Here is an 18,769-nt window from a genome sequence, read left to right as displayed (position 1 = left end):
GTGGGATTTGATTATATTTGAAGATGTTTGTGTCAGTTATCCTTTGAAGGGCGGGGATAGCTTTATGGCGGTGAAGAACTTTAATCTAACGATTGAAGAGGGAACCTTATACGGAATTGTCGGTACCAGTGGAGCAGGTAAAAGTACTCTGATTCGAACTTTGAACCTACTAGAGCGACCTTCTTCCGGTAGTATCTATGTGGATGGTCAGGATATATCCTCTCTAGGAGGAAAAAAACTACAACAGTATCGTCGTACTACGGGAATGGTGTTTCAGCATTTTAATTTGATCAAGCGTAAGACTGTTAGGGAAAATATCCTGTTCGCTCTTAATGCGGGTGAAGCTTTTAAGACAAAAGAAGAGAAAGAGACACGCATAACAGAGTTACTGAATCTTGTTGGTTTATCAGATAAGGCCGATTCTTATCCTGCACAACTAAGTGGAGGACAACAGCAACGTGTTGGTATTGCCAGAGGACTGGCTAATAATCCTAAGCTGTTATTATGTGATGAGCCTACATCTGCATTAGATGCAGAAACAACAGAATCAATTCTAAACCTTCTCAAGTCTATCCATAGGCAGTTAAATATAACGATCTTAATCATCACCCATGAGCTGGATATTCTTAAGAAAATATGCACCCATGGGGCTGTTATGGATCAAGGATTATTGCGTGAATCAGATACGGTTTATAATCTGTTTGCCAAGGCGAAAGATCCCTATACCAAAAGCTTAGTCGCCCATAGCTTTCAAATGGATGAAAAATTCCCGATCAGTGAAGATCAGGTTCTGATTAAGTTGATATATCGGGACGCAGAAGCTAATGAACCTTCTTTTGCAGAAGCGGCTAAGAAATATTCCGTTCAAATGAATATTATCCACGGTAAGATTGATTATATCGCGGATAAGCCATTAGGTATGCTTAAGATAATGTTAATGGGGTCTGAAGAAGAGATGGTCAAATGCATCAGGTATTTCTTGGAAACTGTTAATGAAGTGATCCTGGAATCAAATAACCCATTATCACTATCTTTAAAATCATCATTACAAGGGGCCCTATATAATGAGTGAAGTATTTACATTGGAAACTATGATAGACATTAAGGATGCCCTTGCTCAGACTTCTCAAATGGTAGGTATCTCCCTGTTCTGGGCTATCATGGGAGGAATCCCTTTAGGATTAATCTTATACCTGACTTCCAGTCTATATTTTAATCCATCAAAGGTGGCTTATAATATTAGCTCCCTCATTGTTAGTATCATCCGATCTATTCCCTTTGTTATCCTATTGGTTCTCCTTTTGCCATTAACAAGATTAATAACAGGAAGCACGATTGGATCCCTAGCGGCTTCGGTTCCCTTGAGTGTGGCTTCCATAGCCTTCATTGCCAGATTAGCTGAGAATTCTTTTCAGAACGTTGAAAAAGGGGTTATAGAAGCGGCTCTGGCTTCAGGTGCTGGTAATCTGTCTATTATAAAGGATGTCCTTGTTACAGAAGCTCTTCCTTCTTTAGTTAATGACATCACTGTCACCGCTATCAGTTTAATAGGATATTCTGCCATGGCCGGTATTGTCGGAGGAGGAGGGATTGGAGACCTGGCTATAAGATTTGGTTATTACCGTTATCAGACAGGTGTTATGTTGCTTACTGTTTTCATCCTTGTGGTGTTAGTTCAGCTAATTCAATGGTTCGGTGATTTGCTGGTAAGAAAACTAAGTCACAAATAAGATCTTGCAAAAATTCCCATGGGCATTATATGTTAAGTAGACGTTTATCAGTTCTTTGTGGGAGTTATTATGTTATCCATTATTAAGAGTATCGCAAAGGTATTTGCTGCTTTGAACTCAAATAGTAAAGCCTCAGCCATTGCCCTTGCTGTTAGTTCTGCTCTTCTTTTAGCCTTTATTCCTTCTGGTAATTTGATTTGGATCATTATATTACTAATGTCTATCCTTCTGAGAGCAAATTTGGCCTTTGAGATTGTTTTTATTCTCATATTCAAGGCTTTGTATTCTCTCATAGGCGGCTCAATAGAAGGCCTGGGCTGGACCTTAATGAACGTAGACAGTATTAAGGCCACCATTTACATGCTTCTTAATATGCCTTTAGCCATATTCTTCGGTATTAATAATTCCCTTGTTATAGGCGGCTTGGCTGTTGGATTAATCTGCTGGATTCCTTTATTTATCCTTAGCTTATTCGGGTTAAAACTATTCAGAACAAAAATATCTCCAGCCATTGCTAATCTTAAGTTTGTTAAAGCTATTAAAAAACTACCCCTGATAGGAACACTGTTAAAGGCTGTCAAACAATATAATGGAATGTATAGGTAGATATGATGAAAAAGAAAACTAAGAAAGCGCCAGGATTATTCAGCAAACCAATAAATCCCAAAACATGGGAAAAGAAGTATATTGGCAAATTATACCTGCCTCAGGATATTACATTTTTAGAGTCTATTTCTAAAACTATTGATGGCAAAATCGTCATTGACGTAGAGAAGTTAGAGAAGAAAGACCGCAAGAAACTAAAAGAATTATCAAAGGTAATCAAGGCAAACCGTAAAGGAATGCGTTTATCCTTATTAATCATACTCGTTCTACTAATCGGAGGGGGCCTTTCCTGGGAGTTATTCTTTAAGAATAGAGTTATCACTAACTTATTAGAGACACAACTGGAAAAAGTATTTGAAGCCCAGGTAGATGTGGATAGACTGGATTTATCCCTCCTTCGTGCTTCCTTTACTATTGGTCATATTGGTATTGCCAATAAAAGTAAACCCATGGAGAACCTGATCGACATTTCGGATATAAAAGCCCAATTGGATAGGGACCAGCTCTTTCGGGGGAGATTTCACATTCTGGAATTGGGATTTAATAATTTGGAACGTGGCAAATCTCGGAAGAGAAGTGGAGCCCTTATCGCGGCCTCCCCTGCACAAACTCCCCTAGCTGATGGTACGACAGCAGATCCGGGGGAGAATGAAGTTGTTACTAAAGAAGAGAAATCCCATTCTTCTATGATAGATCAGATACAGAATTTAGTGGGGGATGTTGATATTTCTCAGCTTCTTAATGAGCAAATGGATAATCTGGATTCCATTGGAAAGATCAAGTCGGCGAATCAGGAAATCAATGACTCTGTTGTGTATTGGGAAGGGCAGACAAAAAGCTGGCAGAGCAAAATGAGGGCTTGGGAACAGAATGTTAAGTATATTCAGTCTTTGAACTCAGGTTCCTTTAAAGATATCAATAGTGCCCAATCCACATTCAAGAAGTTAGGTGAGATAGGGTCTTCGGCTCAATCTGACTACGAACAAGCTCAAAAGGATTACAATAAAGCCCTGGATCAATGGCAATATGGACAAAACTTATACAAAGACGTTCGAACCTCGATCCAGGATGATTACACCTATCTGCAATCCCTGCTAGGTGCGGGATCAACGGAAAAGGTTAGCTGGGCCAGTGATTACTTTGAAGAAGTTCTTGGTGCTCCCATTTCTAAGTACATATCGTGGTATAAAAAAGGGTTGGCCTTTTATAAGGAATTTACCAAGGACAGTGCTAAAGAAAGTAAAACAAAGAAAGAATCAAAATGGGTCGCCAGAAGTCTACCTACAGGTCCAGATTCTCCTCCCCGTTTTGTGTTAAAGCATCTCTATGCTTCAGGAACAGAGTCGGGAATTGATTACAATCTGGAAGTTAATGACATAACCAATAAACCTTCCCATTGGAATAAGGAACCTAATATTAATATCGAATGGGATCATAGTTCTACCGGGGCTAGCTCTGCCTATGTAGATTTGTCCGGCGCAAAAATCTCTATGGTTGCTATACCCTTTCAGGTTGGTAATTATTTAGCTCCTGTAGGAGTTGATGATGTAAAAGGTCACTTAGCTGTTGACGGGAGTATGTTAGTTCAAAGTGACAGCAATACAGGTTCTTCCGCTCTTAATATTGGTTCTTTATCTCTTAATATTCCTTCCTTAGATATAACGACTGGTGATACCGAATCGAATATAATCAATCGAGTGATTGTTAAGACCTTACAAGAGGCTAAGGATATCAATGTGGATGGAAAATTCACTGTCGATGAAGATAATACATTGGATCTGTCTGTCTCGTCCTCATTGGATTCTGTCTTTACTGATGCTATGGGTAATTTGATTAAAGAAGCTAGTGCTACAGCTCTTGATGAATTAGATAAGCAATGGGGGGACTACTTAAAAGAACCTTTAGCCATGCTTGATACGGATATGGGTGAATTAAAGAATTATGTCAATCAGATGGATTCTTATGATAATATGTTGAAGAGCTATCAAAGTTTGGCTTCCCAAAAACAAGAACAGTTACAAAAAGAAATCGAAGAACGTATAAAGAAGGAAGCAGAAAAGCGACTAAAAGATGCATCAAAAGATGCGGCAGACGCTCTTAAGAAAGGATTGGGAGGTCTGGGCTTTTAAGATATCATCATAATTTTTGACCAGGAGTTTATATTTGTACAGTCCAGCACCAGATAGGTATGACAATAAAGTATTCAATCGCTGTGGTAATAGCGGCTTAAAATTATCAGCGATCTCATTAGGGTTATGGCATAATTTTGGAGACGTTACTATATATGACAATAGCCGAGCTATGGCATTACGGGCTTTTGATCTGGGAATTACCCATTTTGATTTAGCCAATAACTATGGCCCCCCTTCAGGAAGTGCAGAACGGAATTGGGGGAGGATCTTAAAGGATGATTTGTCCGCCTATAGGGATGAATTAATCATATCTACCAAGGCAGGGTACACTATGTGGCCCGGTCCCTATGGAGATTGGGGATCCCGTAAATACCTGATTTCAAGTCTGGATCAAAGTTTAAAGCGTATGGGATTGGAATATGTAGATATCTTCTATCACCATCGCCCCGATCCTGAAACGCCTTTGGAAGAAACGATGAGAGCCCTTAGTGACATTGTTAAATCAGGAAAAGCTCTCTATGTTGGTTTGTCCAATTATTATAACCCTGAGTTGGCCCAAAAAGCTTATCAGCTCTTAAGAGAGATGGGGACTCCCTGTCTCATCCAACAAGTGAAATACAATATCTTTGACAGACGGGTGGAGCAGGAAGGTTTACTGAACTTGCAGGAGAAGGAAGATATTGGTGTGATTACCTTTTCTCCTTTGGAGAAAGGAATATTAACCAATCGGTATCTCAAGGACATTCCCCAGGATTCCCGCTTAGCTAGTGGTTCTCCTTTTTTGAAGGAACAGGATATTAACAATGATGTTCTGGAAAAAGTTAGACTGCTGAATGATATGGCGTCCCAAAGGAATCAAACCCTAGCCCAAATGGCCTTAGCCTGGAATCTATCCAAGTCCTCTGTCTGTTCCGTATTGATCGGAACGAGCAAGGTCTCCCAGGTAGAAGATTGTGTTAAAGCAACGGAAAACACTAGCTTCACAGAGGAAGAATTAAAGAAAATCGAAGATATCGTTCGCTAAATCAAGGCCGGTTTTAACCGGCCTTCTTTATACCCCTTTCATAGCTTCTACACCGCTTTCCCTTCACAAATCCTAACCGTTAAGTACTTTTGTTAAGTAAAAATCAAAAAAACATGGAAAAAACTTCAAAATTCGCAAAAAAACTTTCAAAAAACTTCTCGATATTCCGGAAACAGCTGAGAAGAAGCCTATGTAAGGGGAAGAACCAAAGCCCACAAGCCAAGGACCCAAGCATACCGGCTTTCACCCCCTCTCCTTACCCCCAGGCGTTGCCCAGGGAAATAAACAACAAAAGAAAAGGAACAAGGTGATTGTAAACTCCCAGGCTAAAGGCCACAGCCGAGGAGAACAAAGCCTAAAGTTCCGGGCTTACTAAAATTATCCAGTAAGCCGTAAGGCGAAGTATTTTGAATCAGATCAAGGAAGAAGTAAGAAGATAAAGCGCAGTGTACATCCAGTACATGAGTATTTAGCTTCTTGCTGATGACGCAGAGATGATTCAAAAGACCCAGCCGCAAGGAGAGTTATATTTATGATTAATTACTATCTACACCAAAACAAACTAGGAACAGCAAAAGAGGGTAGCCTCTTCATCGCACGAGTTAAACCAAACCTTCATGTTAACCATGATGATATGATTGGCTTGATGGCAAATAAGAACACCACCGTATCCCGACAGGACATAGTGGTTGTTATGGATCTACTAAAGGAAGTGTTAGAAGAACAATTAGTATTAGGGAATACGGTTAGTACGAACATTGGACGCTTTTATGTATCCCTGGGAGGAGGCTTTGCTTCTACTTCCGATGAATATGATTCTACGAAACATAGCCTTCGGATAAAAGCTAAACCTAACACCCAATTAGTGAGTACCGTACAAGGTAAGAGTAGCGTTACCAGAGTTCGCTATAATCCTGTGACTCCTGTTATCGATACGATCTATGATATGACAAGCCAGAGCTTTAGCTCTGATCTAGGAGCAGGATCTCTTATTGAACTTAGGGGTAACTTATTTAAGGGTGAAGATTCTGATAAGGCAGGTGTGTTCTTTGTTAATTCTGATACGGATGTTGTGACTAAGATCAGCTCTGTTTATAGGACGTTGCCTTCTAGTATTTTGCTTTCCATTCCTGAGGATTTGGAAGCGGGGAATTACAAGGTTGAGGTTCGGACTATGTCGGGATCTGTGTTGAGAACTGGATCTTATTATGATGAAGTGACTGTTATGTAGATCTCCCGTAGAACTACATAAGTTCTGATTTAAGCCCTCTTGGTTACGGCCAAGGGGGCTTTTTTATTTGTCCAGTGGAGAATTCTGTAGGTGACAGCTGTGGGGGAGGGAATTTGTCAATTGAGGAATTCTGTCATTGTCAATTGTCAGGTGGTCTGGGTGACAGGCTAAAAAGGTGTGGGTGACAGGCTAGAATGGTCTGGGTGACAGGCTAGAATGGTCTGGGTGACAGGCTAGAATGGTGTGGGTGACAGGCTGAAATTCCGTAACTGTCAATTGGGGGAGAAGGGGCAAGACATAGGTAACACTTTGGAGGTGTTTCGGTGCCCTGGATGGAGAAAAAAACTATGGATCTGAAAGAGGAACCTTAAAGTCTGTAAATATGTTGTATAATACTCGAAATCTTTGATCTAGAAGATAATGAGCTTTACACAAATTTATTTGCAGACTCAATAATGGATCACACTCATGTTAATAAGGATAACTATTCGCTTTTGTGAATACATCCATAGATTCAAAGTAACATTTTATAGACTGTTCTTTGTTACCATCAATCGTATAAAAGATCTCTATTTCTAAGCTATCATTCTTTTTTATAGAATCAGGAAAATATATTTGTACTGAATAACTACCTAAATCTGGATCTTCTGTATTATATCCATAATAATGTACACCTCCTGTTGGATTATATTTTCGGCTTTGCGGTTTATTATTAATATCGTAATAGAGTTCATAATTTTCAGGAGTATTCTCAAAATACCATATTTGGTAAAACCTCATCTCAGTTGTTCTCGACTCGATAGTCTTTTCCCCATTCCCTATCAAAACCTTAGTAATTTTAATATCAGTATTTTTCTCAATCGGCTTGTTCATATATTGAATATTAAAAGAAACATAATCTATATAATCATATATTATTCTTTTAAATAAGATGAGATTCTTCTCTGTTGAGGGGCCTGCTAGTGAAATATCCAATGCATATATTTCCTTATCCATTAAAATCGAAAAACCATTATCTAAATTAACATTCATATACGTGGTATAAGTCATAGAATCATAATATGATTTACAAGAACACAAACTCAAAATCAATGAAATAACGAATACTAGCCTAATCATTGAAGTACCAGAAATTGTTTTCTTTATACCAATCATCTTCTCCAAACACATCATGTCCATAGTAATACTCCGATATAGAACTTTTATAGACTGCCCAAGTAGCGACATCCACCATAGCATGATTAAAATTCCCTGGCCATATCTTTGATGATAACCAGCTTGGTTTATTTGTTTCATCTACATTGTAAAAGTTATAAGTTCCTGCATACTGAGGCCTTCTTTCAATCTGTCCTGTAGTCCGATTAAATACTACCTCGAGACCCTCATCACTTATATACTTAAAGTTATCGGTACCCTCACCTGATGGTCCATGAAGAATGGATGTCTCACTACTTAATAAATTAAGAGTTAGGGTTCTACCATTATCAAATACTAATTCATGATTATAATCTTTTTCTTTTAAATCCAGTAATTCTTTATCTTTATAATTGGTCAACATATTTAAGTCTTCTTGGCTTAAGTTATCGAATAGATAATGCTCACCTAAAACATATCTACCATTGAAATGGAGTGTTGTATCCATATCAGCCTTGTTTATATTTGAGATCACAGCTGTCCAAAATAAATACTAAAAAGGGTATTATAAAAACCGATCTCCAATTAAAATAAAATCGACTAAAAGATTACAATAAAAGGAAATCGGCTAATGAGCCATCAGAATACCACTTTTTCACAACTTCTTCAATTTATTCCAAGACATGATTTTGTTAAGTTAATTAAAAAGTATAAAGGAGACTTTCACTCCAAAGGATTTAGCTGTTGGAATCAATTTACTGCAATGCTGTTTGCTCAGCTTTCAGGACAAAAAGGACTTAGGGGTATTGAAAAAGGATTAGAAGTCAATAGTAGCAAGCTCTATCATATGGGATTATCCAAAGTCAAAAGATCTACACTATCCTATGCTAATAAGAACCGTGATTCTAAAATCTATGAAGAACTTTTTTATCTATTATTAAATAAACTACATAATGACCGTCACAAACATAAGTTTCGATTCAAGAATCCTCTCTATAGTATTGATGCAACCACGATAGACTTATGCTTGAATATGTTTCCTTGGGCTTCCTTTAGAAAAAAGAAAGGAGGGATTAAACTCCATGTCAAACTCAATCACTCTGGATATATTCCTTCTGTTCTAACCATGACAGATGCTAAAGAACATGAAGTAAATCAGTTAACACAAATGAAGGTTCAATCCGGTGACAGTGTAGTATTTGATAGAGGCTACAATAACTTTAAGATCTTTTCAAACTATTGTGCTAGAGGTATTTATTTTGTGACTAGGTTAAAATCCAATTCAGTCTTTGACATACTTGAAGACTATGATGTTGATCATTATGAAAATATAAATTGTGATCAGGATATACAAATGACTGGATATTCTACCTATAAGGATTGCAGAAAGTTATGATCCTGATACAAACAAGACCATACGCCTATTAACAAATCAATTGACATGGTCTGCCAAGACAATTAAGCAGAATCTTAAGATTAAAAGCTTTCTCGGTACTAGTCAAAACGCCGTCATGACACAGATCTGGATATGTATGATAACCTGTTTGTTATTAAAATATATAGCAAAAGAAGCGAATCGAAATTGGACCGTGCAATCTTTAATGGCAATAATCTCTACCTTATTATTCGTAAAACAAGATATATGGATATGGCTAAACAAGTCTAAATTAATCGATGATTTTAGTGAAAAGAATACTGTACAGTTAGGTCTTGCTTATTGAAGTGATTTATTTTGGACAGGTATGATTGTTCATGACTATTGATTTTTTTAACTTTGATTGAAGATTTGGGTATAAAATGGTGATTATTTTGTTATCTTTAGGATTTTATTTGATCACGGGAAAAGGTATGATGTAATATGTTAAATACACATAAGAGGATATTTATGGATAAATTAAATTTATATATATTTACAGAAGATGTAACACCCATTATCACATTTACCATTGATAATAACAGTTTTGTTTTTTTAGCAAAATTTGCTAGCATATTTGATATAGATTTGAGAACAAATCATGAAATTGTGCCAATAATTATTAATGACATTAGAAAAAAAGAGCTTCTTAAAATGCTTCAAGAAGCATCAAATTATTATGGAAAGAGAATCCTTAAAATATATTCCCTTCTATCTGACATTGAAGATGATAAAAAGTTTAGTTTTGCCGTTACATCAGATGAATTTGAAGAAGAACTAATTGATAATATTCAAATTCAACTGAAATTCATGAACATGGATCTTGAAGGAATTGAATTGATAGATGCTATTGAAAATTATATCAAATTAAAAGATGAAATAGATACGAAATTTCTTAGCAAATATAACATGATTCACTATGATGGAAGTAAAACTGTAAAAATTGGTGAGCAAGATAAAAAGAAAAGAGTTTGTAGGTTTTGTGGTAAATCAATTGTTAAAGGTAAATCTTTTAATAGTATAGCTCATGTAATTCCAGAATCATTAGGTAATAAAAAAATATTTTGCCACGATGAATGTGATCAATGTAATGGAGGATTAATTAAGACCTTAGAAGATTCTCTTGGAAGCTATTTGGAAGTATTTAAAACAACTTGGCATGTAAAAGGAAAAAGAGGTGTTCCAAAAATAAAGTCTAAAGATGGTAATCTTGAAATAATAAGCCTTAAAAATAACCCTCTACTAGAGAATAATGAAGAAATAAAAAACATATTATCACAAATTAGAAGCAGACCAGAAGTATTAATTTTGCAGAGGAATTCTGATGGTTCGAAAATCGATCCATTTAATATAAAATATCAATCAACTAATAAGATTAATCCTCAGGATATATATCGAGCTTTCTGTAAGATGGCTATAGAAATCGTTCCAGCTGAACTATTAAATAAGCTCGAATTTACAAACCGTTTTATTCATAAAGATGTGAAATTAACAAAACTTCCCAAAATTGCAATGACAATTCATCCCGAGCTTTTTCTCAAACATCCAGAAATTTCTTTATACTATCTAAAACAAAATGATGAGAATTTACCAAAGATTGTTATCGAAATTGAAATATGGACTTATGCATTTGTTTGTATTGTACCAACATCTGAAAATGAAATTACTGATTATCTTTCTGAAGAGAAATATAAGAAATATTTTGATACATTTTATTTCTACAAAGGACATAAATGGAATTTTGAGGATTTTTCACTAGATGAATTACGAGATTTCAATATGAATATACATTTTAATCAAGAAGATACAAGTTTAGAAAATGAAAAACACACACCATCATAATAATGGTATTTAACAATCGCATGCAACTGACAAATTTTTTGTCACCCTTTTTGAATACTCAAAAAGGTCGCCAACCCTGCGGGACAAAATTGCAACTGATGCGGGCGTTCTGTGGGATTATGAATTAGTTTTAAAAAAAAGAATGAGGTAACTTGATGATATGAAGGTGAATAGTAATATTACACATTTTTTAGATTTTCCGGAAAACAATAAACTCTATACAGAAATGTCTAGGAAATCTGTAGATTTACTATTTAATATTGAAATGTTATATAAAAATAAGAATAGATTAGACTTTGTATATCATGAACCAGATAATTTTATTCTTGAATGCAATAATTTAATACGAAATGCCATTTTTTTAGTTGAAAAAGCAAATAAGTCAAAAACAAAATACCCATGGCTAAAAGAATTTATTGATGATTTTAAGCAAAAATACCAGAACGAATTTCTATTATTGAAGAAAATCAGAGACAACTCAATGCACCAGGAGTTTTTGATTTCCGAGGGGACTATTGAATTTGGTTTATTTAGAATCATGTCACCAATAGATTACAAATTAAAAATTGGTATGGTTGATATTAAAGAAGAAAAAAATATTGATCCACAATATTTATATTCATCAACGACTTCATTCTTTCATAAAATTCTATTTCTCCATCAATATATGTTTATGGATATAAAGCATATAGCTTTAAATGAATGTTTAGGAGTAACAAGAAGGTGGCTCTGTCGAATAAAATACAATGATAACAATAAAAAAAGCAAAACTGAAGATATTGATATTTATGATTGCATTTCAAAATTTACAAGTAATTTAATTGTTGGAATCTCTAATGCATTTAAGAATGAGTATTCAATAGATGAAGAAAAGATATATTTCTGCCACTATCCAAATAAATATAACAATATCAATACAATATTAGAAATTGATTTTTATCCAGATTTTTTTTGTAAGCAATGGGTAGGAAATATAAAACCGCTGAATCTTAAATTCAACTATGAACACTGGGTCCATGAACAGTATATCGAGCGGAATAATGCTTATATGAAATTAGTCGATAATTTACCTGATGATAGAGGCCAATTATTAGAAATGATGGAATCGTATACTGATATTCAGATAGAAGATTTCAAAGAGCAAGACGAATATAATAGATACACATCATTTATAACATTTCCTCATTATTATATAAAATCTATACTTACAATTGATACCATTTTTGAAATAGATTTTTCTTTACTCTTAAACTTACAAACTATTGGGTTGAAGTACATACAAGAAATAGATGTGAAATTTGACAATGTATCTGATGAAAATATTAATAAGTATCTACAGGTTTTAGGTATTGAAATAAAAAAGTTGCATCAGAATATATTGGATGTATTTGATTCTGAAGATGAAAATAGAAATAAATAAATAATATAACCATAAAAAGGAAGAAATGATGAATACCGATTATAAAAATCCACAGAACAAAGTTTTGAACTTGACAATCCTATTGTCACAATCTGTGCTCCTCAGCTTCGCTGGCACAGATTCCGCCAATGCACGGCTTGCAAGTTAAAACGGCATTATATTTCACTAAAAAATTTAGGAGCAAAATGGATTTTATAGAATTCAAGAAAGAAATAACAAAAGGGACAGGAAAAGCTTTTTTGATGATTAAAAAGAATAAAAATTATACTCATCCTGAAATTGACAAAATAATCTTGGACGCAGCAAAGAATAATTTGTCGTATGACCCTCAATGTGAAGGTTCAAGAGCTATTTATATTAGTCATATAATATCAGAGTATAAAAATGGGAATGAAATCTCCAATCTTCTAATAAATTATTTCAAAAGAATGCGAAAGGATGATTGGGGTGCTTTTCAGGTTTTTGAATTAATGAAACTATTCTTTCTCGAAAAAAAAATTGATATTAATAAGATATATAAAAAAGCTGAATGGTATATAACTCATTATGAGGATGATGACACACCAGGAATCGAAGAATTAATTGATCTAGAGAAGGAAAAAGGATTTTTATTTATTGCTGAAGTGATCGGAAAAATAATTGAAAAGAATTCTGATTTTGTTATAAATGATTGGCCCATATTGTATTTTGAAGAAAAACATAAACTAAATGCCAATGAAGAATTAAAAGAAGAATCTAAAAAAAACAAGTATGTATTAAACTATTTGAATAATTATGAAGACAACCATATTGGGAAGTTGGAGAATCAAAAAAAAAGAAAAACAGTAGATGAAATAATCGATATCATTAATATTAGAGAAAAATCTTATCCTAGGTTTTGGTGTAAAAATGCAAATACAAAAGAATTATTAGTTTTAGCAGATTTTCTAGATTCTCTAAAAGATGAAGAAAAAATTAAAACTACAATACAATTATTGAGTGTTGCAGAATATCCAAAAAATTATCAAAATTTGTTAAAGTTTCTGGATTCAAAAGATGAGAATATTTTGAGATATACCTTAAGAGCATTATCACGCTTTAAGAATAATGAGATAAGAAATATTGCCTTAGAGTATTTAAATAAACATAATATCGAGTCATTGATAATGTTAAAAAATAATTTTTTAGAAAGCGATTGTGATCTTATATACAAGAAATTAAAGGAAATAAAGAATCCTTTTGATTTTCATGATTGGGCAAAATATATAACAGATATTTTTAAAATAAATAAAACTAAAAGATCAAAAGAAATCTTGGAATACATTTATCGTAAATTGTACTGTGGAATTTGTAGGACAGACGTTGTTAAAGCAATGATGTTTAATAATTTAATTACAGATGAGATTAAAGAAGAAACTAAATATGATTCATTTATAGAAACGAGAGAAATATTTACTACAACAAATGAAATATAACAAAGTCTTGGAGCAGAATTAGCCTCTAGTCACAGAAACTTATTGAGCATTTTCAGCACCAATTGTCTATTCAGCTTAAGACGACGTTATCAACAACTAATATACCAGTTGATTGGATTTTGCTCCAAGAGATATATGTGACTGTTCTGTTGTCGGTTATATGAGTATAAATCCTGGTAGTCGATATATTGGAGTGTCCTAGCAACTCTTGTATGGTTCGTATGTCGTACCCTGCCTAATTGTATGAACTGTTGCTTGATTAATCCTGAGGGAAATAGGGTCAACCAATCTTTGCGACCCTTTCCTCCACTCGCTGTTATTATTTGTTCTCAAAATCCAAATCCTTTAAACGTAGATTAAAGCATTCTCTTAACCGTAAACCTCCTCCATATATTGCATTGAAATGCCTGACGTTGGGTGGAAAAGGATACACTCTTTTTCAACACCAAATAGGTAAGATAGTCTTTTAATGCATTTTCTGAGAAATCATCCTCTGGGTAATCCGAAAAATACTTCAAAAAAGAATTAAGCCAATGTAGATAAGTCTTTTCAGTAGCATAGGATTTATGTTGAAACCGTAATTCCCTTTTCATTCGTTGAATATAATTGGTCCCCTCTGTGGTAATATCCGGAGGCTTAATCTCAAAAAGGTCGCTATTTACTCTTGTGAAAATGGAGATTGCCACTGTAGCTTGTTCAATCAGCCATTCTTTATAATGGATAGATAAACTTTCATAAAAGGCCTTACGGTTTTCTGTTATGCTTAGTTTAGGATTGTATGATTTGTTAAATTTTCTGACCCATGTTGAAAAGAATGGGATTTTCTGCTGTTTTATTTTCAGATTATTCTTAAGGTAGTATGGTATGGTCCTCTGAACAATGGTTTATATTGTTCATAACTATTGATTTTTTAACTTTGATTGAAGATTTGGTTATAAAATGGTGATTATTTTGTAGTTTTTAGTATTTTATTTGATCACGGGAAAAGGTGTGATGTAATATGTTATGTGTACACATAAAAGGTGAGATTGAGATAATGGGTGAAAAAAAGATTGATATCATCAAAATTCTAAATGATTCCGGAATTATTACAAAGAATGAGGCAATTGAAATTCTTTGTAAAGACGAGCGCTTATCAGATGAGAACGTAAGAATTCTTTATGATATATCAATATTTTATTACAGGATATCAGAACCTATCATTCGTCCAGAACAAAATGGATTATGGACTCTCACTGCTATTTCAGAAAATGAAAGAGATTGGCTAGAAAAATCAGTAGAAAAATTGAATGTTATAGAACTGCAAGCTCGGATATACGATATACTCTGGAATCTAGATAAGAAAAATACTATCAACATTGAATTGTGTATTAAAAAATATAAAGAGCTTGCACAAAAATTAATTGAGACAAAAGAGCCCAATGACCTAGATGTAATAAATGCACTTCAACGGGCTTTTTATCTATCTTCATTTTACAGGAGAAAAAATGAAATTATCTTTAACGATACAGTTGGAACGATAATAAATATTATTATAGATCATTCAAGTGATCCTCAATTGCAGTTATTGGAGCTATTAATAAATTACAATTTAGAAATGCCAGAGTCAATTATCAATATTGCATATAGTTGGACTAGTATTTATCAAAACAAAAAAAATATTTCCGGTATTGAAAAATCATGGGAGCTATGTCTTAAACTTTCTAATAACAATAAAAATCTTCTAGAAAAATATTTGTTTGAATATGCTGCAGCTTTAGAAAAATACTCCGAAAGTTTAAATCCCAAAATAACAAATAATTATCTTGTTGCCGCACATTGGTTAGAAAAAGCGATATTCATTCTTCAAAAAAGTTCAAATACAGTAGATGAAAGAAATCGTTTATACAACAAGATGCGGGATTTGCAGCAAGAAGGAATGAAGTACTTTGGGCAAATTCAAGAAAAGGTAGATTTAAGTGAGATTATTAATTTTACACTTGAGCAGATAAAAGAAAAGGATGTAATCGATGTAATCGTTATACTTGCTCAGTCCTTAGTTCCAGAAATTGACTATATCAAACATGACAATGACATTGAAAAATTTAATAATGAAACATTCTTCACAAGTTTTTTTGCTGGTAAGACATTTTATGATCATGAAGGAAAAATCATTACCAAGAAACATTTAATTGAAGATTCAAAAATCCTTTCAATAAAACATAAAGATAAATGGGATGTTATAATAAGACATAGTGATATTGAACGATTTTATTATACTTATGGTATAATTTTACCTGTTAAAAATTACATCTTTGAAAAATTGCATATAACTGAAACACATATTGAATCTATATGCACTAACAACCCTAATATCCCACCAGATTTTAAAGATTTATGCCTTCGTGGTATTCTGGAAGGCTTCTATGGAAATTTCATGGTTGCAATTTCGATATTGATACCAATGTTTGAAACAATTCTGAGACAGATCCTTAAAAATAATAATTCGACTGATAATAATTTCACACCACATGGAATTCAAGCATCTATTTTGTTGCAGAGTTTACTCGAAAAACAAGAAATTATAGATGCAATTGGTGAAAACAATGTAATAGATCTAAAGCTTCTCCTGCTTGAACCATCCTACTCAAATCTTAGGAATAATGTTTCTCATGGTCTCCTACCATCAGCAGGATTCTATAGTCATAAAGCTGTTTATACGTGGTGGTTATTCATTAAATTAATATTGAATAATTGGATAACAGAAAAAGAAGACACATAACAATCGCATGAACCAGATTTTCCTATGGCACAAATCCTGCTTATTCTGCTTCGCAGGCAGGATTTCCGCCATGTACGGAAAACAGGTTATGCGGGCGTTATGTTTATAAAGGAAATTCTTTATGAAAATTAAGTCCATTGAAATAAGAAAGTTTAGATCAATTGATAATTGTAAAATTGAATTTAATAATATTAATGCAATCGTTGGTCAAAATAATAGTGGAAAATCATCTATAATAAGAGCTCTAAATGCTTTTTTTAATTTTAGTGAAGAATCAAAGTATTTTTATGATGGATTGCATAACTATACAAATTCTTCAATACCCAAGATTATTATCCAATTTTCAGAAATTAGAGATATTGCTAAATACTCAGATTTTTTAAATGATAATATTCTTGAAATCCAATTTGCTTATAGCCAGTCAACGAAAAAAGCTTCTTATAAATATAAAAAAATGGTGACTTCAGAATTGCACATGAGATCCTGACATCTTCTTTACATTCTGATATTGCGTATATTTACATACCTCCAAACAGAAATTCAGATCAACTTAAATGGCAAGAGGATACGTTAATCAAACAATTAATTATTGAATATTTAAATAATGAAACCCGAAAAAGGGATACACTAACTCCCAAATTTAAAGCAGCAACAGATTATCTTAATTCTTCTGTATTTATGAAAATTACAAAGGAAATAGAAAAATACTATTCTCTAAAACATAAATTTAATTTTGATTTGTCATATGATAATGATATAAATTTTTCTAAGTTCCTTCATAATATTACTTTACATATAAAAGAAGGTTCCGTTTCGAATCTATTAGACGATTGTGGTACCGGTCTTCAAAGTCTAACGATTATAGCTTTACATCGTGTCCTTGCAAAATTAAGACATAAAAATATTATTATTGGGCTTGAGGAACCAGAAACAAATCTTCATCCACAGGCTCAAAGAGAATTAATAAATTCTATTAAGAATGATTCTGAAACATCAATTGAACAAATCGTATTCACAACACACTCTACTGTTTTAATTGATAATATTGATCACCGATGGATTTCTTTAGCAAGAAAAGAAAATGATGAAAGAAGAGGCTTTAATACAAAAATTAATAAGTTGAAACGATCTTTTTTTCAAGATCATAATATTCAAGAGTTTAATTACAATCAATTTCATTACTATCGCAATAGCGATTTTTTTTATGCAAATTATATAATTTTTGTTGAAAGTAAAAATGATGCTGAAGTTGTTAAATATTTAGCCTCATTAAATTCAATAGATTTAGATCTATATGGAATTAGTATTGTAAATATTGACGGAGTCAAAAATTTACCATATCCATTCTTCACTGTTAAAGATCTTAATCTTCCTTATATTGTAATCTTAGATAAGGATTATTTTATTCCGTACTTAAATGATGATATGGAACAAAGTCGTGATAATCAAGGATTTCCTAAATATCGTTATGAATATAAGACAAATATTTTGCTAAATGATTTGATTCCCAATGAACGAAAACAAAATGAAATCCTTGGATTATTAAGAACTAATCATAGTAAAGCTTTAGATAAGTTATCTGAACATAATATAATTTTAATGAATTACAACTTAGAAATGGATTTATTATGCTCATCCAAAGCTGTTCAAGAAATGCTGAATAAATTGAATATTACAAATGCTAGTAATAAAAATGTTCATTTTCTATTAACAGAGAGAAAAAAGGCAATAAAGAAGCTTGAAAATATTATTCATGTCCTTAAAACATTAGAAAATAGGAATTTACCCAATTCATATAAAAGAATAAAAAATATTACGGAAGAATTAGTAAAAAAAATATAAACATAACAAAGTTTTGCAGCAGTCAATCCTACTGTCATGAAACCTGCTTTTCTGTTTTGCAGGCAGGTTTCACGCCAGCTTAACGGCTTGCAGCTGAAAACGACGTTCTACGGACACTAGGAGCGAAATATTGATTTGTTTGAACCGTTTCTTTTTCAAATACAGAACATAATTAATCA

At 33.3% G+C, this 18,769-nt stretch carries 17 protein-coding genes and 1 pseudogene; 14 read left to right on the top strand and 4 right to left on the bottom strand.

The genetic code is table 11. From position 1 onward, the window contains the following. The first annotated feature begins 7 nt into the window (after window positions 1-7). The 6 genes from K345_RS20510 to K345_RS0109405 all read left to right on the top strand — a co-directional run bounded on the left by K345_RS20510 (window position 8) and on the right by K345_RS0109405 (window position 6,723). Entirely contained in the window at window positions 8-1,072 is a 1,065-nt protein-coding gene (locus tag K345_RS20510) for a methionine ABC transporter ATP-binding protein (protein WP_211227869.1), read from the top strand. Continuing rightward, on the top strand, window positions 1,065-1,730 hold the full coding sequence (locus K345_RS0109430; RefSeq protein ID WP_028973943.1) for a methionine ABC transporter permease: 666 nt from the start codon (window positions 1,065-1,067) through the stop codon (window positions 1,728-1,730). Before K345_RS20510 ends, K345_RS0109430 begins: the two co-directional genes overlap by 8 nt. Window positions 1,731-1,799: 69 nt before the next feature. After that, window positions 1,800-2,336, top strand: a complete 537-nt coding sequence (locus tag K345_RS0109425; RefSeq protein ID WP_028973942.1) for a TIGR03546 family protein — start codon at window positions 1,800-1,802, stop codon at window positions 2,334-2,336. A 5-nt stretch (window positions 2,337-2,341) separates the two neighbouring features. Beyond that, window positions 2,342-4,465, top strand: a complete 2,124-nt coding sequence (locus K345_RS0109420; RefSeq protein ID WP_028973941.1) for a hypothetical protein — start codon at window positions 2,342-2,344, stop codon at window positions 4,463-4,465. 34 nt (window positions 4,466-4,499) lie between these two features. Continuing rightward, window positions 4,500-5,492 carry an aldo/keto reductase gene (locus K345_RS0109415; protein WP_028973940.1) on the top strand — a complete coding sequence of 331 codons (993 nt, stop codon included), beginning with the start codon at window positions 4,500-4,502 and terminating at the stop codon, window positions 5,490-5,492. 532 nt (window positions 5,493-6,024) lie between these two features. Continuing rightward, window positions 6,025-6,723 carry an HU family DNA-binding protein gene (locus K345_RS0109405; protein ID WP_028973939.1) on the top strand — a complete coding sequence of 233 codons (699 nt, stop codon included), beginning with the start codon at window positions 6,025-6,027 and terminating at the stop codon, window positions 6,721-6,723. A 471-nt stretch (window positions 6,724-7,194) separates the two neighbouring features. Here the strand turns inward: K345_RS0109405 and K345_RS0109400 are convergent, their stop codons facing one another. Both K345_RS0109400 and K345_RS0109395 read right to left on the bottom strand, forming a co-directional pair. Further along, window positions 7,195-7,773 (bottom strand): hypothetical protein, encoded by a 579-nt coding sequence (locus tag K345_RS0109400; RefSeq protein ID WP_211227868.1) that lies wholly within the window; start codon window positions 7,771-7,773, stop codon window positions 7,195-7,197. 61 nt (window positions 7,774-7,834) lie between these two features. Further along, on the bottom strand, window positions 7,835-8,365 hold the full coding sequence (locus tag K345_RS0109395; protein WP_211227867.1) for a hypothetical protein: 531 nt from the start codon (window positions 8,363-8,365) through the stop codon (window positions 7,835-7,837). A gap of 123 nt (window positions 8,366-8,488) precedes the next feature. Between K345_RS0109395 and K345_RS0109390 the strand changes: the two genes are divergently transcribed. The 5 genes from K345_RS0109390 to K345_RS0109370 all read left to right on the top strand — a co-directional run bounded on the left by K345_RS0109390 (window position 8,489) and on the right by K345_RS0109370 (window position 13,987). After that, a complete protein-coding gene (locus K345_RS0109390) occupies window positions 8,489-9,253 on the top strand; it encodes an IS4 family transposase (protein ID WP_028973936.1) in 765 nt (254 codons plus the stop codon). 40 nt (window positions 9,254-9,293) lie between these two features. Beyond that, complete coding sequence (locus K345_RS23495; RefSeq protein WP_028973935.1) at window positions 9,294-9,578, top strand: hypothetical protein; 285 nt, start codon at window positions 9,294-9,296, stop codon at window positions 9,576-9,578. Between the two features lie 164 nt (window positions 9,579-9,742). Next, a complete protein-coding gene (locus tag K345_RS0109380) occupies window positions 9,743-11,113 on the top strand; it encodes an HNH endonuclease (RefSeq protein WP_028973934.1) in 1,371 nt (456 codons plus the stop codon). 166 nt (window positions 11,114-11,279) lie between these two features. Beyond that, a complete protein-coding gene (locus K345_RS0109375) occupies window positions 11,280-12,533 on the top strand; it encodes a hypothetical protein (protein ID WP_211227866.1) in 1,254 nt (417 codons plus the stop codon). Between the two features lie 185 nt (window positions 12,534-12,718). Continuing rightward, window positions 12,719-13,987: a hypothetical protein gene (locus K345_RS0109370; protein ID WP_028973932.1), complete on the top strand. Its 1,269-nt coding sequence runs from the start codon at window positions 12,719-12,721 to the stop codon at window positions 13,985-13,987. A gap of 70 nt (window positions 13,988-14,057) precedes the next feature. On the opposite strand, the pseudogene K345_RS23490 reads toward K345_RS0109370, so the two are convergent. Together K345_RS23490 and K345_RS23905 are read right to left on the bottom strand one after the other, a co-directional pair. Further along, a pseudogene (locus K345_RS23490) lies at window positions 14,058-14,222 on the bottom strand (tyrosine-type recombinase/integrase); the annotation flags it as partial. Between the two features lie 121 nt (window positions 14,223-14,343). Continuing rightward, entirely contained in the window at window positions 14,344-14,580 is a 237-nt protein-coding gene (locus tag K345_RS23905) for a phage integrase N-terminal SAM-like domain-containing protein (RefSeq protein ID WP_083963703.1), read from the bottom strand. A 443-nt stretch (window positions 14,581-15,023) separates the two neighbouring features. Here K345_RS23905 and K345_RS0109365 point away from each other — a divergent pair, with 443 nt between their 5' ends. From K345_RS0109365 to K345_RS0109355, 3 genes are all read left to right on the top strand, one after another. Then, window positions 15,024-16,748, top strand: coding sequence for a DUF4209 domain-containing protein (locus tag K345_RS0109365; protein WP_169714794.1), 1,725 nt, complete (start codon window positions 15,024-15,026; stop codon window positions 16,746-16,748). A 121-nt stretch (window positions 16,749-16,869) separates the two neighbouring features. Next, on the top strand, window positions 16,870-17,235 hold the full coding sequence (locus K345_RS0109360; protein WP_028973930.1) for an AAA family ATPase: 366 nt from the start codon (window positions 16,870-16,872) through the stop codon (window positions 17,233-17,235). Further along, a complete protein-coding gene (locus tag K345_RS0109355; RefSeq protein ID WP_083963702.1) occupies window positions 17,217-18,590 on the top strand; it encodes an AAA family ATPase in 1,374 nt (457 codons plus the stop codon). Before K345_RS0109360 ends, K345_RS0109355 begins: the two co-directional genes overlap by 19 nt. Window positions 18,591-18,769: the final 179 nt, after the last annotated feature.

The organism is Spirochaeta cellobiosiphila DSM 17781 (assembly GCF_000426705.1).
GTDB lineage: Bacteria > Spirochaetota > Spirochaetia > DSM-17781 > DSM-17781 > Spirochaeta_E > Spirochaeta_E cellobiosiphila.
This window is presented reverse-complemented; position numbering and strand designations above follow the sequence as displayed.

What these genes read in the sequence shown, in the direction of transcription:
- K345_RS0109430 (WP_028973943.1), top strand. Translation starts at nt 1,065, where the DNA reads ATGAGTGAAGTATTTACATTGGAAACTATGATAGACATTAAGGATGCC.
- K345_RS0109425 (WP_028973942.1), top strand. Translation starts at nt 1,800, where the DNA reads ATGTTATCCATTATTAAGAGTATCGCAAAGGTATTTGCTGCTTTGAAC.
- K345_RS0109420 (WP_028973941.1), top strand. Translation starts at nt 2,342, where the DNA reads ATGAAAAAGAAAACTAAGAAAGCGCCAGGATTATTCAGCAAACCAATA.
- K345_RS0109405 (WP_028973939.1), top strand. Translation starts at nt 6,025, where the DNA reads ATGATTAATTACTATCTACACCAAAACAAACTAGGAACAGCAAAAGAG.
- K345_RS0109400 (WP_211227868.1), bottom strand. Translation starts at nt 7,773, where the DNA reads ATGACTTATACCACGTATATGAATGTTAATTTAGATAATGGTTTTTCG.
- K345_RS0109395 (WP_211227867.1), bottom strand. Translation starts at nt 8,365, where the DNA reads ATGGATACAACACTCCATTTCAATGGTAGATATGTTTTAGGTGAGCAT.
- K345_RS0109390 (WP_028973936.1), top strand. Translation starts at nt 8,489, where the DNA reads ATGAGCCATCAGAATACCACTTTTTCACAACTTCTTCAATTTATTCCA.
- K345_RS0109380 (WP_028973934.1), top strand. Translation starts at nt 9,743, where the DNA reads ATGGATAAATTAAATTTATATATATTTACAGAAGATGTAACACCCATT.
- K345_RS0109370 (WP_028973932.1), top strand. Translation starts at nt 12,719, where the DNA reads ATGGATTTTATAGAATTCAAGAAAGAAATAACAAAAGGGACAGGAAAA.
- K345_RS23905 (WP_083963703.1), bottom strand. Translation starts at nt 14,580, where the DNA reads ATGAAAAGGGAATTACGGTTTCAACATAAATCCTATGCTACTGAAAAG.
- K345_RS0109365 (WP_169714794.1), top strand. Translation starts at nt 15,024, where the DNA reads ATGGGTGAAAAAAAGATTGATATCATCAAAATTCTAAATGATTCCGGA.
- K345_RS0109360 (WP_028973930.1), top strand. Translation starts at nt 16,870, where the DNA reads ATGAAAATTAAGTCCATTGAAATAAGAAAGTTTAGATCAATTGATAAT.